This window comes from Streptomyces sp. NPDC048696 (assembly GCF_043198895.1).
Lineage (GTDB): Bacteria > Actinomycetota > Actinomycetes > Streptomycetales > Streptomycetaceae > Streptomyces.
This window is the reverse complement of the sequence record NZ_JBICVJ010000011.1, coordinates 1-15411: the sequence shown is the minus strand read 5'-3', so window position 1 is coordinate 15411 and position 15411 is coordinate 1. Positions and strand designations below refer to the sequence as shown.

The window sequence follows — 15411 nt, the reverse complement described above, 5'->3', positions numbered from 1 at the left end:
CGGCAGCCGCATCCATGGCGGCGGCCGTGGACGGCGGATCACCCGGGTACGGCTCCGACTTCCTGCAACTCGACGCGGGCACCGCACCCGTGGGAGGCAAGGCGGAGTGGCTCGCCGGGCGGCTGCGGCAGGCGATAGCCGACGGGCGGCTGTCCGTGGGCAGCAGACTGCCGCCCACCCGTGTGCTCGCCGCCGAACTGCGCGTCTCCCGGGGCGTGGTCACCGAGGCGTACCGGCGGCTGACCGAGGACGGCCAGGTCGAGGGACGCCGACGCGGTGGCACGGTGGTGGTCGCGGCACCGCACGCGTCGCCGCCGACGCGCCCCGCGACCGCACCCACCCCGGCCTCCGTGCCGTCGGGCGCCGCGACGTCGGGCGCGCTCTTCGCCGGCGAACCCGGCTCCGACGTCTTCGACGCGCTGCGCGCCGCTCCCGCCCGTATCGACTTCACGCCCGGACGGCCCGACCTCGCCGCGTTCCCCCGCACCGCCTGGCTGCGCGCCGAGCGGGCCGTGCTCGCCGAACTCTCCGCCGACCAGCTCGGCTACGGCGACCCGCGCGGGGAGCCGCGGCTACGGCGGGCCGTCGCTCAATGGCTGGCGCACGGCCGGGGCATCCGGGTCGAGCCCGACGAGGTGCTGATCGTGGCCGGGACCGCGCAGGCGCTCACCCTGCTGCACCCCGTGCTGCGGGCCGACGGCATCGACGGCGTCGCGGTGGAGGACCCGGGCGCGCTCGGCGCCCGGCAGCATCTGCGCAACGGAGATCTGGCCACCCCCGCCGTCCCGGTCGACGACGACGGCGTACGCGTCGACGCCCTGCGCGCCACCGGTGCCCGGGCCGTTCTGCTCACCCCCGCGCACCAGTTCCCGATGGGCGTGGTGACCAGCGGCGAGCGCCGCCGCGAGCTGCTCCGCTGGGCGACGGACGGCGGACTGATCATCGAGGACGACTACGACGCGGAGCACCGCTACGACCGGCCGCCGGTGCCCGCGCTGCGGGCCCTGCTCGCCGACCGGGTGTGCTACTCGGGCAGTGTCTCCAAGCTGCTCGCGCCCGCGCTGCGGATCGGCTGGATGGTGCCGCCGCCCCGCTACCGCGACGCGCTGACGGATGCCAAGCGCTTCGTCGACCTGGGCAACCCCGTACTGCCCCAGCTGGTACTCGCCCGGTTGATGGAGTCCGGCGATCTGGAACGGCATCTGCGCCTGCTGCGCGGTCGCCACCGGCGCCGCCGCGACGCGATGATCGACGCCATCGCCGAGCATCTGCCGGGCGCGACCGTGCACGGCGCCGCCGCGGGCCTGCATCTGACGCTCACCTACACAGCCGAGGTGCCCGACACGGTCCTGGCCGCCGCCGCGCTCGCCCGGGGAGTGAAGTGCCAGCCGCTGTCGTGGCACAGCCAACTCCCCGGGCGCCCCGGCCTCGTACTCGGTTACGCCGCGACCCCGCCCGGTGCCGTCGCCGAAGGAGTGGCGGTACTCGGCGAGGTGCTGCGTGAGCTGGACTGACACCCGGTCTGTGAGGGCACGGAGGCGAAGAGCGGTCTGCGGGGAGCCGCACGTACCGCAACGCGATCCGCGCGGCGCAGGGCATGCAGGTCAGGCAGTCTTCGACGCCGCTGCCGTCAGCTTCTGCGCGGCCTTGGCCAGGGCCTTGTCGAACGCCTCCTTGCCCCGGTCCCCGTGGTCGCTGTAGTTGTTCAGGACCGTCGTGATCGCGCCGTGGCTGCGTACCGTGCCGAAGTCGAAGTCCATCTGCATGTCGCCCGAGACGACAGTGACGGCGTAGGCGATCGACTCGTCGCCGTACGCCGGCTGCCGGGTGGCCTTCTTCACCTTCACCGTGGCCTTCTTGCCGCTCTCCTTCGCGCTGAAGACCGCGCACTTCTCGACCGCCGTCCGCAGCCCGGCCATGGCCTTCTCGGCCTGTGCCCGCGAGTAGCCGCTGACGTCCTGGGCGACCGTCGTCTGGTCGCCCTTCTTCGTGAAGACCACCTGGGCGTTGGCCTTGTGGTCCTCCTCCAGCCGCCCCGTGTTGAGGACCGCCGTGATCGGCGCGCACTCGGGCTTGGAGGGGCCGGAGATCTCGTCCTCCCCGCCCTGCGACTTGTCCAGACCCGTGTCCGGCTCCAGCTTCCAGCCGACCGGCAGGTCCCCGAGGGCGACGAGCGCCTGCTGGGCCTGGTCCGCGGTGATGGAGGCGGGAACGGAGGGCACGCCCTTGTCCTTGCTGCCGCCGGAACCCGCGGACTTGGCCGGAGCGGACGAGGAGTCGGAGCCACCGTTGCAGGCGGTCAGCAGCACCGACGAGGCGGCCAGCGCCAGGAGAGCGGTCCGGCGGGGGCGAACGTGCACGGGGTTTCCTTTGAACAGAGACCGAAAAGTCGAACGTAAGTATGCATGTCCCGGCGTCGCCGCCGCTCCACCAGCCTTCAGATCCACCGGCGAGGTAACCGGACCGCCCGGCGCAGCCGTAACCCTCCTGCTGGTCTTTGTGCTGCTGGCGCGGCCCCGGGCACGCAATCCCCTCTGAGCCAGCTCCGGCAGTTGGACCGGCCCGGGTCTGTCGGCGGGCAGCGCGTGATAACCGATTGCCGTGCTGCATCTCGGCGCATACGGTCCACGCATGTCGCAACCGGATCAGTTGCCTCCCAGGATGGCGTGGGCCGAAGGGCTGCTGCGGGAGGTGTTCCCCGACGCCGAGGTGATCGAAGCGGTGCCGCGTACGGGCGGCCAGTTGAGCGCGGTGTACGAGATGCGCTGTGCTGATCCCGCCCACTGCGCGATCTTCAAGGTGTACGCGCCCGAGTGGGCGTGGAAGCAGGCAAAGGAGGTTCACGTCTACCGGATGCTTGCGCGCCTTGGATCCCTGCCGGTGCCGAGCGTGCTGCACCGCACGCGGGGCGGAGGGCCTGGAGGTCGGGCCGTCACGGTCCTGAGCCTGCTTGCGGGGCGCCCGTTGTCCGAGGCGTCGAAGGATCTGGACCCGGCACGAATTCCGTCGTTCTACCGGGAGATGGGTGCCGCCCTGGCCACGATTCATCAGATCGGCCAGGAGGCCTACGGGTATGTGACCGACCACATCCTCGATCCGCGCTTCGACAACGGGAGCCACATGCGGCGCCAGTTCGCCAAGAAACTCATGGAGTTCAAGGTTCTGGGCGGCGACGGCCGGCTGCACGACGCGGTCGCGCGGCGGGTCGAGCGTGACGGGGCGCTGTTCGACAACTGCGAGACCGCCGTGCTCTGCCACAATGACCTGCATGAGGGCAACGTGCTCGTCGCACGGCGTCCGGGCGGCTGGGAGCTGACCGGCGTGATCGACGTCGAGAACGCGATCGCCGCGGACCCGCTGATCGACCTGGCCAAGACCGACTACTACTCCCTCGGCCGAGGGGAGCCGGAACGCAGCGCGCTGTTCGAAGGCTACGGGCCGCTTCCCGCCGACGCCGTCGAGCGGCTCGAACTCTACCGGCTTTACCACGCGGTCGAGTTGTGGGACTGGTTCCGTTCGACCGGCACGGTCGGGCCCTTGGGTGGTATCGCCGATGACATCGCCCGGCTGGCGGGTTAGGCAGTCCGGCGCGGCGGCGTTCGAGCGGTCCGGACCGAGGGACCGTGTCATGCCCGCCACCACCCGCGTTACGTCGGGAAAATAGTGCGGAAGTGTCTGACCTTGGGCGATATCCTTCCGGTCTAGACCTCGTGGGGGGATCCGCAAGGCCGGTGTGTCGGCGCACGCGCTCTCGTCTGAAGGCGCGACACGCCAACTGCCGTGCGTCAGCGCTGGTTCCTTCACGCCCTTCCATCGTCCGGAGTTCCTTGTGAAGAAACCTTTCCACGGTCGGCGCGCGCTCGCACGCGTGGCCACGGTGGCGACGGCCGTCGCCCTGGCCGCCACGGCCGCCGGCACGGCCGTCGCCGACAGCCCCGCCGCGTCCCGCTCGGCGAAGAGCAGCGCCGTGGGTGCTGTCGCGGCCGGGGCGGCCAAGCCGACGCCCGCCGCGCCGTTCTACTTCCTGTCCGGGATCCTCCCGTCGGGGCAGATGTACGTGTACATGAACGACGGGAAGGGCGGCTTCGAGGCCCGGTCCGGTGCCTACGTATGGCCGCACTTCAAGTACGGGGCGTCGATCGACCTGGAGATGACGGGCTACCAGGACGGCGCGTACCACGTCATGGACGACGGAACGCTGAACCTGTGGCGTCACGGGGAGCTCAAGCGGGTGGGCGGCGGCTGGAGTCCGTACGACAGTGTCTTCGTGCCCGGCGCCCTGGGCGGCGCCAAGCACCCTGACCTGCTGGCGCGTGACAAGCAGGGCGTCCTGTGGCGCTGGCAGACGCGCACGGACGGCTCGCTGGCTCCGCGTACGCAGATCGGGGGCGGCTGGAACCAGTACTCCCAGATCACCGGCCTCGGTGATCTGACCGGCGACACGAAGCCGGACATCGTCGCCCGCGACAAGCAGGGCGTGCTGTGGCTGTACAAGGGCACCGGCGACCTGCGCAAGCCGTTCGCCCCGCGGGTCCGTATCGGCGGCGGCTGGAACCAGTTCAACAAGCTGGTGGCCACCGGGGACGTCGACGGCGACGGCCACAGCGACCTGATCGCCCGTGACACCAAGGGCGACCTCTATCTGTACAAGGGGACCGGCAAGGCGGCCGCTCCCTTCAAGGCCAAGGTCAAGATCGGCTACGGCTACAACCAGTACCGCGACCTCTTCTGATCGCCCGGTCGTCCTCCGGCCCTCCGGTCGCCTGAGCGCGAGGATCGGACGCCCCTGCCGCCGGCTGCGAGAGCACTCGCTGCCGGCGGCTGCGGCATAGGGCGTTCCCGCCGCCCTGGGGGCACACAGCGGGCATCAGCACCGACGGGCACCCGTCGGCCGGCCCGGCCAGTACGAGCGCCCCGCCTCCTCGACCGCGAGGCCCGGCTCGCTGGGCGACAGGCTCGCGGTGAAACCGGCATGGACCGCCGGTACTCATCCAGCGGGGCCTTGTTGGTCTGGGGCTGGGGCCGAAGTCCCGCTCCTGCGCTGAGCGTTGTGGTCGTCCTGTTGACCGGCGCGGTCGGCAGCATCGCCGCCGCCAAGGCCCGCAGTCGTCCAGACCGCCGGTGGCCGTGGCTGCTGGGGGCGGCGGTGCTGACCATCGTCGGCGCCGTGGCGGTGTGGTTCGTCCTCTACGGCAGTACCTGCGGGTGCACGTAGGTGGGAGCGTGCCAGCCGCAGGCCATGGCTGAAGCTGCCGAGACCGGGCGAGGACGGGTCCTCCCACTCACCCCACCAACTCCAGCCCGCTCCAAGCACGTCCCGCGGCCGCCGCCCACGCGTCCAGCAGCTGTCGGCCTCGGCCTCCCGCTCGGCCAGCCAGACCTGCTGGAACCGCTGTGCGTCGGCGTTCCGGCCTCATCCCAGTCGAGGCAGCCCTCGCTGCAGCAGGCACACAGCACATGCGATCTCGCCGAAGCGGCGGCCACCGGTCGCCGGCACGTTCATCACCCGCCCCCGCGTGGGACAGAGCCGCTCCACACCACCTCCCGCTCGCCTCCCGTAATCCAGCCGCACGCACGCCTTCCTGAAGGAACCGTTGATCTCCCCTTCACCCTGCGGCATGGGACTCCCGAAGCCCTCCCAGGCGTCCCGGGCAGTCACCCAGTCGCGCTGGATGGTGGCCGCGACGCCCAGGTTCCAGAACGCCGGGTCCTGCAGAGTCTCCTCGGCAGCGGATGCGGAACCTGCCGTGCCGTCCGGGGGTTCTCCCTACCCCGCACGGCCCGCTGGCGGGACCCCGGATCGGCCCACTGACCGGATGGATCGGTCCTCTTGATCACGGAGGCTGAGCACGTCCCACCTGCTCGTCCGATCGGAGAACCAGTGTTCAGCTTGAAGTCCTCCCGCCGCACGGCGGCGCGCACCGTCGCGGTGGCCCTGGCCGGAGCGGCGTGCGCCGCCATGATGACCGGCAGCGCCGAAGCCATCGTCAACGGGAGGGATTCCACGCAGCGTTACCCGTTCATGGTGTCGATCCCGGTGACGGGTGTGGGCGACCCGACGTTCAAGGGTGTCTGCGGGGGGGCGTTGATCGACTCACAGTGGGTGCTCACAGCTGCCCACTGCGTGGACCCGGGGCTTGTCACCCTGGACGGCACCGTCCGGATCGGCAGTGAGTGGAAGAGCTCCGGGGGCACGATCTGCTCCGTCGCGAAGACGGTGTCCCACCCGGGGTACAGGAACGGCGAGGGCACCAGCTTCAACCGGAACGACGTCGCCTTGATCCGACTCAACCGACCCGTCGCCGAGAAGCCCATCCGCATCGCCGACAAGCCGGGGCGGCCCGGCACCCCGACCCGGCTCCTGGGCTTCGGCAGGACCGACGACACCCCCGACACCCCATGGGTCTTCCCCGACCGGCTCCAGGAACTCGACACGCGCCGGGGTGCGGTCTCCGAGTGCGCGCCGGGCTATGCCGACAGCACCCTTCTCTGCACGATCAGCCAGGTGCCCAAGGCCATGGCATGCAACGGCGACTCGGGCAGCCCCCAGCTCCAGCGGGACCCGAAGGGGCGCTGGGAACTCACGGGCGTGACCTCGGGCCCCGGCGCCCCCGGCGTGCGCTGCAGTGAGGGCCCGGGGCTCTATACCAGCGCGCCCGCCTACGCGGGCTGGATCCATGAGGTGATCGGCCGCAACGGCTGAGTCGGGACCCCGACACGGTGCCGGTGCCGCTCGCTACGCCGTACGCACCGGCACCGGCTCCGGGGCGAAGGCAGCCCCTGTTGATGCCCTGTGGTGGTGCCGCGAAGGAGAGATCGGGGACGCCGCGAAGACAGGGCGACGAAGCGTCCCGTCATCCGGCTGCCTTCCGGCACCGGGCGAGGAGGGCGGGACCGACACGGTCGACGTCCAGCAGCTCCAGGTCGGCCGGGGGGCCGTCGGCGGGGAAGAGCCGGCGACCGGCTCCGAGGACAGTGGGGAAGGTCAGCAGCCGGTACTCGTCCACCAGGTCCGCACCTTCGTTCCCGCATCGGCCGGCCGGTTCCCTGTCCGCGTTCTCGGCGGCCCGACGGCCCTGTTCGAGTACGGCGGCCTGCGCTTCCTGACAGACCCGACCTTCGACGGTCCCGGCGACCACGCGGTGCCCGGCGCGACGCTGACCAAGACAGCTCCCTCCACCGTCACCCCCGGCGACCTCGGCCCCGTCGACGTGGTCCTGCTCTCGCATGACGAGCACCCGGACAACCTCGACAACGCGGGCCGGGCCCTGCTCGCCGACGTCCCGCTCACCCTCACCACCCCCGACGGCGGACAGCGCCTGGGCGCGAAGGCCAAGGGCCTGGCCGACTGGGAGTCCATCGAGCTGAACCGCCCCGGCGGCGGCACGGTGACCGTGACCGGCGTACCCGCCATTCACGGCCCCGGGCCTCGCGAGGAGGTGGAGCCGGTCCTCGGCCAAGTCGTCGGCTTCGTCCTGACCGGGGAGGGCCTGCCCACCGTCTACGTCAGCGGCGACAACGCCTCGCTCGACGCGGTCAAGGAGATCTCCGAGCGCTTCGCTCCGGTGGACACCGCCATCCTCTTCGCCGGAGCCCCCCGCTTCCCCATACTTTTCGACGGCGGGCTGATCGTCCTGGACAGCGCCCAGGCCGTCGAGGCCGCCCAGGTCCTCGGCGCCTGCCGCGTCGTTCCCGTCCACTGCGACAGCTGGGCCCACTTCACCGAGGGCCACGACGAACTGGAAGCGGCCTTCACCGCCGCAGGCCTGGCGGACCGCCTGGACCCCGACTGGGCCCGGCACACCCGAGCCGGATCACGGCACTGATCGGGGCACGATGCAAACGTCCTCCGGGGCCGGGCCAGGCGGTCAGATTCTCCGGGCGCCGTAGAAGCTGCCGAGGTAGCTCATCTTCTCGTAACGGACGAAGGCGCCGGGCTTCGGGGCGTGCAGCACCATGCCGTTGCCCGCATAGATGCCCACGTGCAGAAGGTTGTTGAAGAAGACCAGGTCACCGGGGGCGAGCTGGTCGAAGCTCACCGGGTTGCCGTCGTTGATCTGCGTGTACGTGACCCGCGATATCTGGACGTTCACCTGGGCGAAGGCCCACTGGGTCAGACCCGAGCAGTCGTAGGAGTCGGGGCCTTCGTGACCGGACTGGTACGGCTTGCCGATCTGCGTCGCGGCGGCCTGCAGGGCGGCGTAACCGCGCCCGGAACCCGGCTTCTCGTGGCCCAGGTTCACGCGCTCGCCGGCGTCGCGGCTGGCGCGGCTCTCGTCCTGCTGGAGGGTGGCGCGCTCGGCGGCGGTGAGGGTGTTCAGGAGCTTCTGCGCCTCGGCGAGCTTGCCCTGAAAAGCCTTCTTCTTCTCGCCGGCCGTCTTGCGGACGTCCGCGAGGTCGGCGAGCTTACGGGCGGCCTCGGCACGCTTCTGCGCCAGGGCCCGCTGCTTGGCCTGGATGGTCTCAAGGGCCTGTGTCTGCTTGGCGCCCAACTGGTCGATCGCGGAGGCCTTGTCGAGGAAGCTGTCCGGGTCGGTGGAGAGGAACAGCTCGACGGACGGGTCCAGACCGCCGGAGCGGTACTGGGCGCTGGCGAGCGAACCGATGCCGTTGCGCAGGGCGTTGAGCTCGGCCTGGCCGCGGGCCACCTGGTCCTGAAGGGCCGTCACCTCCTTCTGGAGGGCGGTCTGCTTCTCGTTGGCCCCGTTGTACTCCTCGGTGGCCTTCTCCGCCTGGTGGTAGAGCTCGTCGACCTTCGACTTCACCTCGTCCTTGCTCGGCTTGGCAGGTGCGGCGTTGGCGGCCTGGGAGCTGAGGGCGACGGCTGCGGCGGCCGTGGCGGTGAGCACGCTGATGCGGGCGCGGCTCGGATTTCTGGGACGACGGTGGGACCCCACGGAGGGCAGCTCCTTCTTCCTCAGAGCCGCCGAACTACGCAGACATGGCGGCCCCTTCGCCGACACCCCGAATGGGTGAACGATCGAGCGAAGGTTCGGAACATGACCTTAGTGACCAAGTTGTGATTGATTCAAATCTTCGTGAGAAAAATCTGGCTCGCGGAGCACGGTTTTTACACACGTCGCACACACGGAACGGGTGGCGGCGGCAGCGTTGGTCAAGGGTGCGGCGGGTCACCGGTGTTGGCACCATCAGAGGTGCTCACACACCTTGGCGAGGGCGGGGCGGGTCCGCCGACGCTCATGGCGAAATCACTGCACGGGAAGCCGGAGAACGTCCGGTGCCGCCCCCCTTCGCCGGAGGTGATCGCCGAAGTCACCAGCCTGCTCGACCCCGGCGACCGCAGTCGCTGAACCCAACTCCGCGGGCCCGTGGGCTCGTTGACCGGGTCATGAGCGAGTAGTGAGCGCCAGCCGCGCGAGCCGCTTCTCGCGGGCGCCGTCCGAGTGTGGCCGGAGGTCTTGGCCTCTCCGGTGGGCCCCGTTGTGTTGGCGTGCCGGTCGGAGGCGCGCCGAGTCATCACCCGACAGGCTCGGCTCCCCTATAACATGATCCGGACAATTGCGGCGCACAGTTCGGCACGCGGCCAGCCAGCCGAATGATCGGCGGCGCCTGCCTCCGATCCTTCCCGACCGAACGGCCGTACATTCGCGCACGAAATGCTGCCCTCTCGATCGACCGGCGGGCACATTTCCGCTCGCCAGGAGACGGTAACTGTCCGCATCAGATCGGGTACGCAGGATGGCGAGTGGATCGCGCAGAGACCGAAAGCCCCGGGCAGCTCAGGCAACTGGCACCCAGGACGCCGACGACCGCGACGGCGGCAAGCGCCTAGGGCCTGTCCGGTGGATCTGGCCGCCTTCGGTCCGGGACGCCGTTTCGGTGCCGGTGAGTGGGGGTGTGGTGCTTCCCCAAGCTCTCAACCTCGTTCGAGCAGGGGAGACCCCAATGCTGCAAGGCGGAGGAGGGCGGCGACGCGGAGCGTCGGCAACCGACGACAACGCGGCAGATGGGCGTGCCACACCCCCGCGTCCCAGGCAAGATCCACCGGACAGGCCCTAGCGGTACGGTCAGTGGGAGTCCGGTCTGGGAATACGGACCCCGGCGGAGCGCAGCTTGGTCTCGACGAGTGCGACCATGCGGGCCGCCGTCGATCCCTGCTCTTCACCGTGGTGGGCGATCATCTTGTACCGGGTCGCGGCCTCGGTCCGCGCCTGCAGGCCGGTCACGATCTTCAGGTGCGCGGGGTTGGCGAGGTAGTGGTCGGCCATGGCGGTGGCGAGCTCGGCGATGCGTGGGTCGTCCGGCTCCCAGGCCGCGGCTTCGGCGCCGCGCTGGATCAAGGCGACGTACTGGGGGTCTTCGAGGGCGTGCTCGACATGGGCGAGGTAGTCGTCGAAGCCTTCTGGGACCAGGGCTTTGGCCAGCACCCAGCCCTCCCTGGTGGCCGCCACCTCGTCCGCGGGGAAGCCGAGGCCGGGCATGCGCTCCAGCAGCGCCACAGCGCGGTCGGGCAGGAGAGCGCGGTCGCCGTCGGCGAGCCGGTGCAGCGTGTCACGCCGCGCGGTCAACTCCTCGATCCGTTCGGTGAGTTGCCGCTCGACGTCGGCGAGGGCTGCGGCGAACTGCTCGGCGTCGGCGTTGAGCAGGAGCCCGATCTCGGCCAGCGGCACGCCGGCAGCGGCCGACGTCCGGGACGGCCGCCGAAGGTCCCGTTACTGGAGCCATTGGTCCCGCACTGAACAGGCCTTTGGTCCCGCGAGAGACGCGGCTGACGCTCCTTCAGTTCGTGGATGGGCACGAGCGTGTCGCGATTCCGTTGGCGTTACTTGATCTCGTGTCTCTCGTTACCGCTGGCGTGACGGTGATGACGTACTTGTCCTCGCCGAGCGGGCGGGAGGGGCGGTCTCCCCTTCGCGTGAGGCTTGTGCTGGACTGTCCCGACACCATCCGTACACGGCAATGGGGTGAATCCAATGCCTCTTGAGGGCGAGTACGAACCGAGTCCGGCGCAGTGGGTGCGCGAACAGGTCGAGCTGTATGAGAGTTCGGGTGGCACACAGGGCACGACGCTCCGGGACACGGGCCTGCCGGTCGTCATCGTCACGATGCGCGGCGCGAAGAGCGGCAGGATCCGCAAGATTCCTCTGATGCGCGTGGAGCACGAGGGGCGGTACGCGGCGGTGGCCTCGAAGGGCGGCTTCCCGCGCCACCCGGTCTGGTACTTCAACCTCAAGGCCGACCCGCACGTGGAACTTCAAGACGGCCCCGAACGCCAGAGCATGACGGCCCGTGAGGTCACCGGGGACGAGAAGGCCGAGTGGTGGCAGCGCGCGGTCGCCGCGTATCCGCCGTACGCCGAATACCAGGAGAAGACCGACCGCATGATCCCGGTCTTCGTATTCGAACCCGAGCACCCGGCCGGGCCGGCGAATCCCGCGGCGCCGACAAGGAACTGAGCTTCGGACCCCTTTGCCGGACCGGCTTCCGTGGGGGCGGCCCGTTCCAGGATCAGCTCAGCTCAACTCAGCCGAGAGGTGCGGTACGCCTGGATGGCGTCGCGCTGGTAGGTGGCCAGGCCCGGCGCGATCGCCTCGTAAGCGGCGCGCCAGGCGTTGTTACCCACGCAGGAGCGGCCGATGGCACGGTACTCCTCGGCGGATACCGTCCGCAGTTCGGTTCGGGTCCGAGCCCAACAGGCAGCACAGAAAAGGGTCCTGGTCTCCATACAGAGACCAGGACCCTCGTTCATCGAGCGCTGGGCAGGCCTTGCACCTGCATCTCCCCACAGGAAGTGGGGCGCCTTTCCTTGGACCACCAACGCCAGTCCCGCCGCCGCTCATCGCGGCTGCAAGCTCAAGATCCACTATAGCCCATCCCCCACACCCTGTGAAACGCGTGATCTCGCCCTGCCGCGCTGCTTTGGGTGCGTCCTGCTCCGGAGGACTGGGTTCGCCGCCCCGGGCGTCTGCAGCGGTCGATGCCGTGCAGGTCGGTTCGAAGTTGGGTCACGGCTTGTCAGCACTCTGGTCTAGGGTCGCCCGCATGGCTGCCCCCTCCTTTCTGACCGCTGTCCGGGAGTCGTACGACACGGTCGCCGCCGATTACGTCGTACGTGTCCCGCCTCCGGCCGAGATGGATCCGCTGTCACGCGCGATGCTGGTGGGGTTCGCCGAACTCGTGCGGACGGCCGGTCGGGGGCCGGTCGCGGACGTGGGGTGCGGCCCCGGCCGCGTGACGGCGCACCTGGCCGGGCTGGGGGTGGCCGCCTTTGGCGTCGATCTGTCGCCGAAGATGATCGGGCTGGCCCGGCAGGCCTATCCGAACCTGCGGTTCACCGAGGGCTCCATGACCGCACTGGAGACGGGGGGCGACGAGCTCGGTGGCATTCTGGCCTGGTATTCCACCCATCACACGCCTCCGCGGTGGCTGCCGACGGTGTTCACCGAGTTCCACCGCACTCTCGCGCCCGGCGGCTACCTGCTCTGGGGAGACTATGTCGGCGACGAGCGGCTGCAGCCGACCCACGGCTATGGCCATCCGGTGTCCTACGAGTCGTACCTCCTGCCCCTGGACCGCATGGTCGGTCTGCTGGAGCAGGCCGGACTCGTCGTCACCGCGAGACTGGAGCAGGAGCCCGGCGGACGGCTGACGAGACCGCACGCCTGCCTCCTGGCCCGCAAGCCCGAGAAGCCCTGACGGGGCTTGTTCCGGCCGGATGCTCGGGAGGCCGTGTCTGAGGCCGTGTTCGTGGACACGATCCGCCCGGCGCTCCACCACATCGGGGCCACCGCGAGGCCGTGATCGGCGCGGTGATGTCCTGGCCCTCACCGTCAGTTGTATCCGCTGTATCCGCGCCGTTCGTCGCCTGCCGTCTTGGCCTGCTTGCGGTAGGCGCCGGGTGGCGATCCGAAGTGTCGTTTGAAGGCTTTGGCGAAGGCGAACTCCGACGTGTACCCCGTGTGCTGCGCGATGGTGCTCAGCGGGGCGGGCGATTGGTGCAGCAACCGCGCCGCGGTGGCCATCCGCCAGTTGGTCAGGTAGGTCAACGGCGGCTCGCCGACCACCGAGGTGAAGCGGCGGGCGAATGCCGCGCGGGACAGCCCGGCGCGGCTGCCCAGCGACTGCACGGTCCAGGGATGGCCGGGATCGTCGTGGATCGCCTTCAGGGCCGGGGCGATTGCCGGGTCGGTCAGCGCGGCCGCCCAACCCCGGGTCCGCTCCTTCGGTAGTTCGGCGTACCACGACCGGAGGATGTACAGCAGCAGCAGATCGACGAGCGCCGTGACGACCGCGTCCGAGCCCGGCTGCGGCGCGTGGAACTCGGCGCACAGCTGATCGACCGCCGACCGCAGTACCGGGTGGCGGCCCGGAACGGCGGGGAGGTGGATGACCTCCGGCAGATCGCTGAACAGCGGATGCGGGCGATCGACGTCGATCGCGTACGCCCCGCACACCAGCACCGTGCGCGGCCCCGGTCCGTCCACGGTGACCTGGCCGATGGGCGAGGAACGGTCCACGCGCTCCGGTACGAAGTCCACCGGATCGCGGCCCGGCACGTCGCACAGGGTGTGTCCGCTGCCGCGCTGCAGGAACACGATGTCGCCGGGTGCGAGCGCGAGCGGTGGGCCGTGTGGTGGCAGCAGGTGGCAGTGCCCTTCCACGACCACATGGAATCCGGCTCCTGAGATGGGTTGGAACTTCAGGCCCCACGGGGCGTGCGCGTCGGTGCGCGTCACCATCGGGCGTCCCGTGCGCAGGACTTCGAGGGTGTCGCTCAGGATGTCCATAGCGCCACTCTAGTGCCGTGTTGGCGAGACGATAAGACAGGGAATCAAGATTTCAAGTCATTCACCGTCTCGATGTGAGGGCATACGTTCTTGCCATGGCGGTTGCCGAACTCCGGCACTGCATCAACGAAGGAACGGATCCCATGTCTCTGGCCGGCAAGAAGATCGTGATCATCGGTGGCACCTCCGGCATCGGCTTCGCGGTAGCCCAGCAGGCCGCGGCGGCCGGCGCGGTCGTCCTGGTCGCCTCCAGCAATCAGGACCGCGTGGACGCCGCGGCGAAGCGGTTGGGCGAGCCCGCCGAAGGCCGCCGCCTGGACGTCGCCGACGGCGACGCCATCGCCGCGTTCTTCGAGCAGGTCGGGGAGTTCGACCACCTCGTCTACACCGCGGGCGAATCACTGCTGATCAAGCCGTTGGTCGACACCACCCCGCAGGAGGCCAGGGCCGTCTTCGAGCGCCGGTTCTGGGGCGCGTTCCTCTCCGCCAAGTACGCTGCGCCGCGGCTGCGCGACGGCGGATCGATCACCTTCAGCTCCGGCGTCCTGGCGATCCGCCCGCTGTCCGGAACCGCGCTCACGGCAGGTATCACCGGCGGCATCGAATCCCTGTCCCGGGCACTCGCCGTCGAACTCGCCCCTGTGCGCGTCAACGTGGTCCAGCCCGGTGTGATCCGCACCGAGCTGTGGGACGGCAGTGTCCCGGACCCGGAGGCTTTCCTCCAGGACGCCGGGTCCGAGCTGCTCACGCGACGTGTCGGCACTGCCGAGGAGGCCGCGGCGGCCTATCTGTTCGCCTTGTCCAACGCCTACGTCACCGGCACCACGCTCGCGATAGACGGCGGCGCGGCACTGGTGTGACGTGGCGCCACGCATATCAGCTCAGCCAACGGAGCAACACCGCCCCGACGTAACGCCGTTCGTCGCCGCGGCAGCAGCGGCCCATCACGGGAGTCGACAGCCAGGAAAATGCGTGGAACGCGGAGTCGGCCTTTGAGAAGGTCGTGAGCGCCCCGGAACTACCGCGAGAGGAAGCCCGTGCCGCGTGCCGTCACATTGATTCGCTCTGCCTCCCTGTCCGATGTTGCCGAGTACGCCTACGCGGCCACGGCCCCGGCCGAGTCTCGGCTGATCTTCCTGGCCGGAGCATGCCCTCTGAATGAGGACGGCTCCGCTGCGGCGATCGGGGACGTCGCGGGGCAGGCGGCCAGGGCTGCGGAGAACATGCGGACCGCTCTGGCGGACTCCGGCGCGTCACTGCACGACGTCATCAGCACCCGCGTTCTCGTTGCCTCCCACCGGCGGGAGGACCTGGTGACGGCGTGGCAGGTCGTCCGGACCGCGTTCGGCGACCACGACGTGCCCAGCACACTGATGGGCGTCACCGTGCTCGGCTATGACGGCCAGCTCGTAGAGATCGAAGCCATCGCCGCCGTGCTCGATTCCTGAGCGGACGAGCCATCCCTGCCCGGGAACCAACCGCCCCGCCCGGGATGTGGCTCCGGTCACGACCGGAACCACAGCAGGAGGGCGGCAGCGGTGACGGTGCCGAGACAGACGTACCGCGCTTTGTCGTAGCGGGTGGGTGCGCCACGAGGCGCCATGGAATCGAGTGAGGTGAGAGACCTTCACCACCGGGTTGTCGCAGCAACCCGGCTGAAGCT

Annotated in this window: 14 protein-coding genes and 2 pseudogenes; 10 read left to right on the top strand and 6 right to left on the bottom strand. The window is 70.0% G+C overall.

Features of this window, described 5'->3' with window-relative positions:
- The first annotated feature begins 14 nt into the window (after positions 1-14).
- Complete coding sequence (locus tag ACGFRG_RS23230; RefSeq protein WP_393267220.1) at positions 15-1514, top strand: PLP-dependent aminotransferase family protein; 1500 nt, start codon at positions 15-17, stop codon at positions 1512-1514.
- Positions 1515-1604: 90 nt separating this feature from the next.
- Here ACGFRG_RS23230 and ACGFRG_RS23225 read toward each other — a convergent pair whose 3' ends face one another.
- Positions 1605-2360 (bottom strand): hypothetical protein, encoded by a 756-nt coding sequence (locus ACGFRG_RS23225; protein ID WP_393266707.1) that lies wholly within the window; start codon positions 2358-2360, stop codon positions 1605-1607.
- Between the two features lie 271 nt (positions 2361-2631).
- Here ACGFRG_RS23225 and ACGFRG_RS23220 point away from each other — a divergent pair, with 271 nt between their 5' ends.
- The 4 genes from ACGFRG_RS23220 to ACGFRG_RS23205 all read left to right on the top strand — a co-directional run bounded on the left by ACGFRG_RS23220 (position 2632) and on the right by ACGFRG_RS23205 (position 6703).
- A complete protein-coding gene (locus ACGFRG_RS23220) occupies positions 2632-3579 on the top strand; it encodes a phosphotransferase family protein (protein WP_393266704.1) in 948 nt (315 codons plus the stop codon).
- Positions 3580-3829: 250 nt separating this feature from the next.
- Entirely contained in the window at positions 3830-4732 is a 903-nt protein-coding gene (locus ACGFRG_RS23215) for a VCBS repeat-containing protein (protein WP_361432637.1), read from the top strand.
- A 318-nt stretch (positions 4733-5050) separates the two neighbouring features.
- Complete coding sequence (locus ACGFRG_RS23210) at positions 5051-5215, top strand: hypothetical protein (protein ID WP_361432640.1); 165 nt, start codon at positions 5051-5053, stop codon at positions 5213-5215.
- Between the two features lie 666 nt (positions 5216-5881).
- The gene (locus tag ACGFRG_RS23205) at positions 5882-6703 is read left to right on the top strand and encodes a S1 family peptidase (protein WP_393266702.1); all 822 of its coding nucleotides are present in this window, start codon (positions 5882-5884) and stop codon (positions 6701-6703) included.
- Between the two features lie 151 nt (positions 6704-6854).
- Here the strand turns inward: ACGFRG_RS23205 and ACGFRG_RS23200 are convergent, their stop codons facing one another.
- A complete protein-coding gene (locus tag ACGFRG_RS23200; protein WP_393266699.1) occupies positions 6855-7007 on the bottom strand; it encodes a hypothetical protein in 153 nt (50 codons plus the stop codon).
- Positions 7008-7040: 33 nt separating this feature from the next.
- Here ACGFRG_RS23200 and ACGFRG_RS23195 point away from each other — a divergent pair.
- Positions 7041-7826 (top strand): annotated as a pseudogene (locus tag ACGFRG_RS23195) (MBL fold metallo-hydrolase); the annotation flags it as partial.
- Between the two features lie 42 nt (positions 7827-7868).
- On the opposite strand, the gene ACGFRG_RS23190 reads toward ACGFRG_RS23195, so the two are convergent.
- Both ACGFRG_RS23190 and ACGFRG_RS23185 read right to left on the bottom strand, forming a co-directional pair.
- Positions 7869-8897, bottom strand: coding sequence for an NlpC/P60 family protein (locus ACGFRG_RS23190; RefSeq protein ID WP_393266696.1), 1029 nt, complete (start codon positions 8895-8897; stop codon positions 7869-7871).
- A 1131-nt stretch (positions 8898-10028) separates the two neighbouring features.
- Complete coding sequence (locus tag ACGFRG_RS23185) at positions 10029-10631, bottom strand: MerR family transcriptional regulator (protein WP_393266693.1); 603 nt, start codon at positions 10629-10631, stop codon at positions 10029-10031.
- A gap of 303 nt (positions 10632-10934) precedes the next feature.
- Between ACGFRG_RS23185 and ACGFRG_RS23180 the strand changes: the two genes are divergently transcribed.
- On the top strand, positions 10935-11417 hold the full coding sequence (locus ACGFRG_RS23180) for a nitroreductase family deazaflavin-dependent oxidoreductase (RefSeq protein ID WP_393266690.1): 483 nt from the start codon (positions 10935-10937) through the stop codon (positions 11415-11417).
- A gap of 62 nt (positions 11418-11479) precedes the next feature.
- Here the strand turns inward: ACGFRG_RS23180 and ACGFRG_RS23175 are convergent.
- A pseudogene (locus ACGFRG_RS23175) lies at positions 11480-11647 on the bottom strand (TipAS antibiotic-recognition domain-containing protein); the annotation flags it as partial.
- Between the two features lie 356 nt (positions 11648-12003).
- On the opposite strand from ACGFRG_RS23175, the gene ACGFRG_RS23170 reads away from it, so the two are divergent.
- Entirely contained in the window at positions 12004-12657 is a 654-nt protein-coding gene (locus ACGFRG_RS23170) for a class I SAM-dependent methyltransferase (RefSeq protein ID WP_393266687.1), read from the top strand.
- Positions 12658-12791: 134 nt separating this feature from the next.
- On the opposite strand, the gene ACGFRG_RS23165 is transcribed toward ACGFRG_RS23170, so the two are convergent.
- Entirely contained in the window at positions 12792-13748 is a 957-nt protein-coding gene (locus ACGFRG_RS23165) for an AraC family transcriptional regulator (protein WP_393266685.1), read from the bottom strand.
- A 143-nt stretch (positions 13749-13891) separates the two neighbouring features.
- Between ACGFRG_RS23165 and ACGFRG_RS23160 the strand changes: the two genes are divergently transcribed.
- Both ACGFRG_RS23160 and ACGFRG_RS23155 read left to right on the top strand, forming a co-directional pair.
- Positions 13892-14608 (top strand): SDR family oxidoreductase, encoded by a 717-nt coding sequence (locus tag ACGFRG_RS23160; protein ID WP_361425492.1) that lies wholly within the window; start codon positions 13892-13894, stop codon positions 14606-14608.
- Positions 14609-14785: 177 nt separating this feature from the next.
- Entirely contained in the window at positions 14786-15196 is a 411-nt protein-coding gene (locus ACGFRG_RS23155; RefSeq protein WP_393266682.1) for a RidA family protein, read from the top strand.
- The last annotated feature ends 215 nt before the right edge of the window (positions 15197-15411 follow it).

Excerpts from the sequence above, each read along its gene's own strand:
- ACGFRG_RS23230 (WP_393267220.1), top strand. The coding sequence starts at position 15 with ATGGCGGCGGCCGTGGACGGCGGATCACCCGGGTACGGCTCCGACTTC.
- ACGFRG_RS23220 (WP_393266704.1), top strand. The coding sequence starts at position 2,632 with ATGTCGCAACCGGATCAGTTGCCTCCCAGGATGGCGTGGGCCGAAGGG.
- ACGFRG_RS23180 (WP_393266690.1), top strand. The coding sequence starts at position 10,935 with ATGCCTCTTGAGGGCGAGTACGAACCGAGTCCGGCGCAGTGGGTGCGC.
- ACGFRG_RS23170 (WP_393266687.1), top strand. The coding sequence starts at position 12,004 with ATGGCTGCCCCCTCCTTTCTGACCGCTGTCCGGGAGTCGTACGACACG.
- ACGFRG_RS23165 (WP_393266685.1), bottom strand. The coding sequence starts at position 13,748 with ATGGACATCCTGAGCGACACCCTCGAAGTCCTGCGCACGGGACGCCCG.
- ACGFRG_RS23160 (WP_361425492.1), top strand. The coding sequence starts at position 13,892 with ATGTCTCTGGCCGGCAAGAAGATCGTGATCATCGGTGGCACCTCCGGC.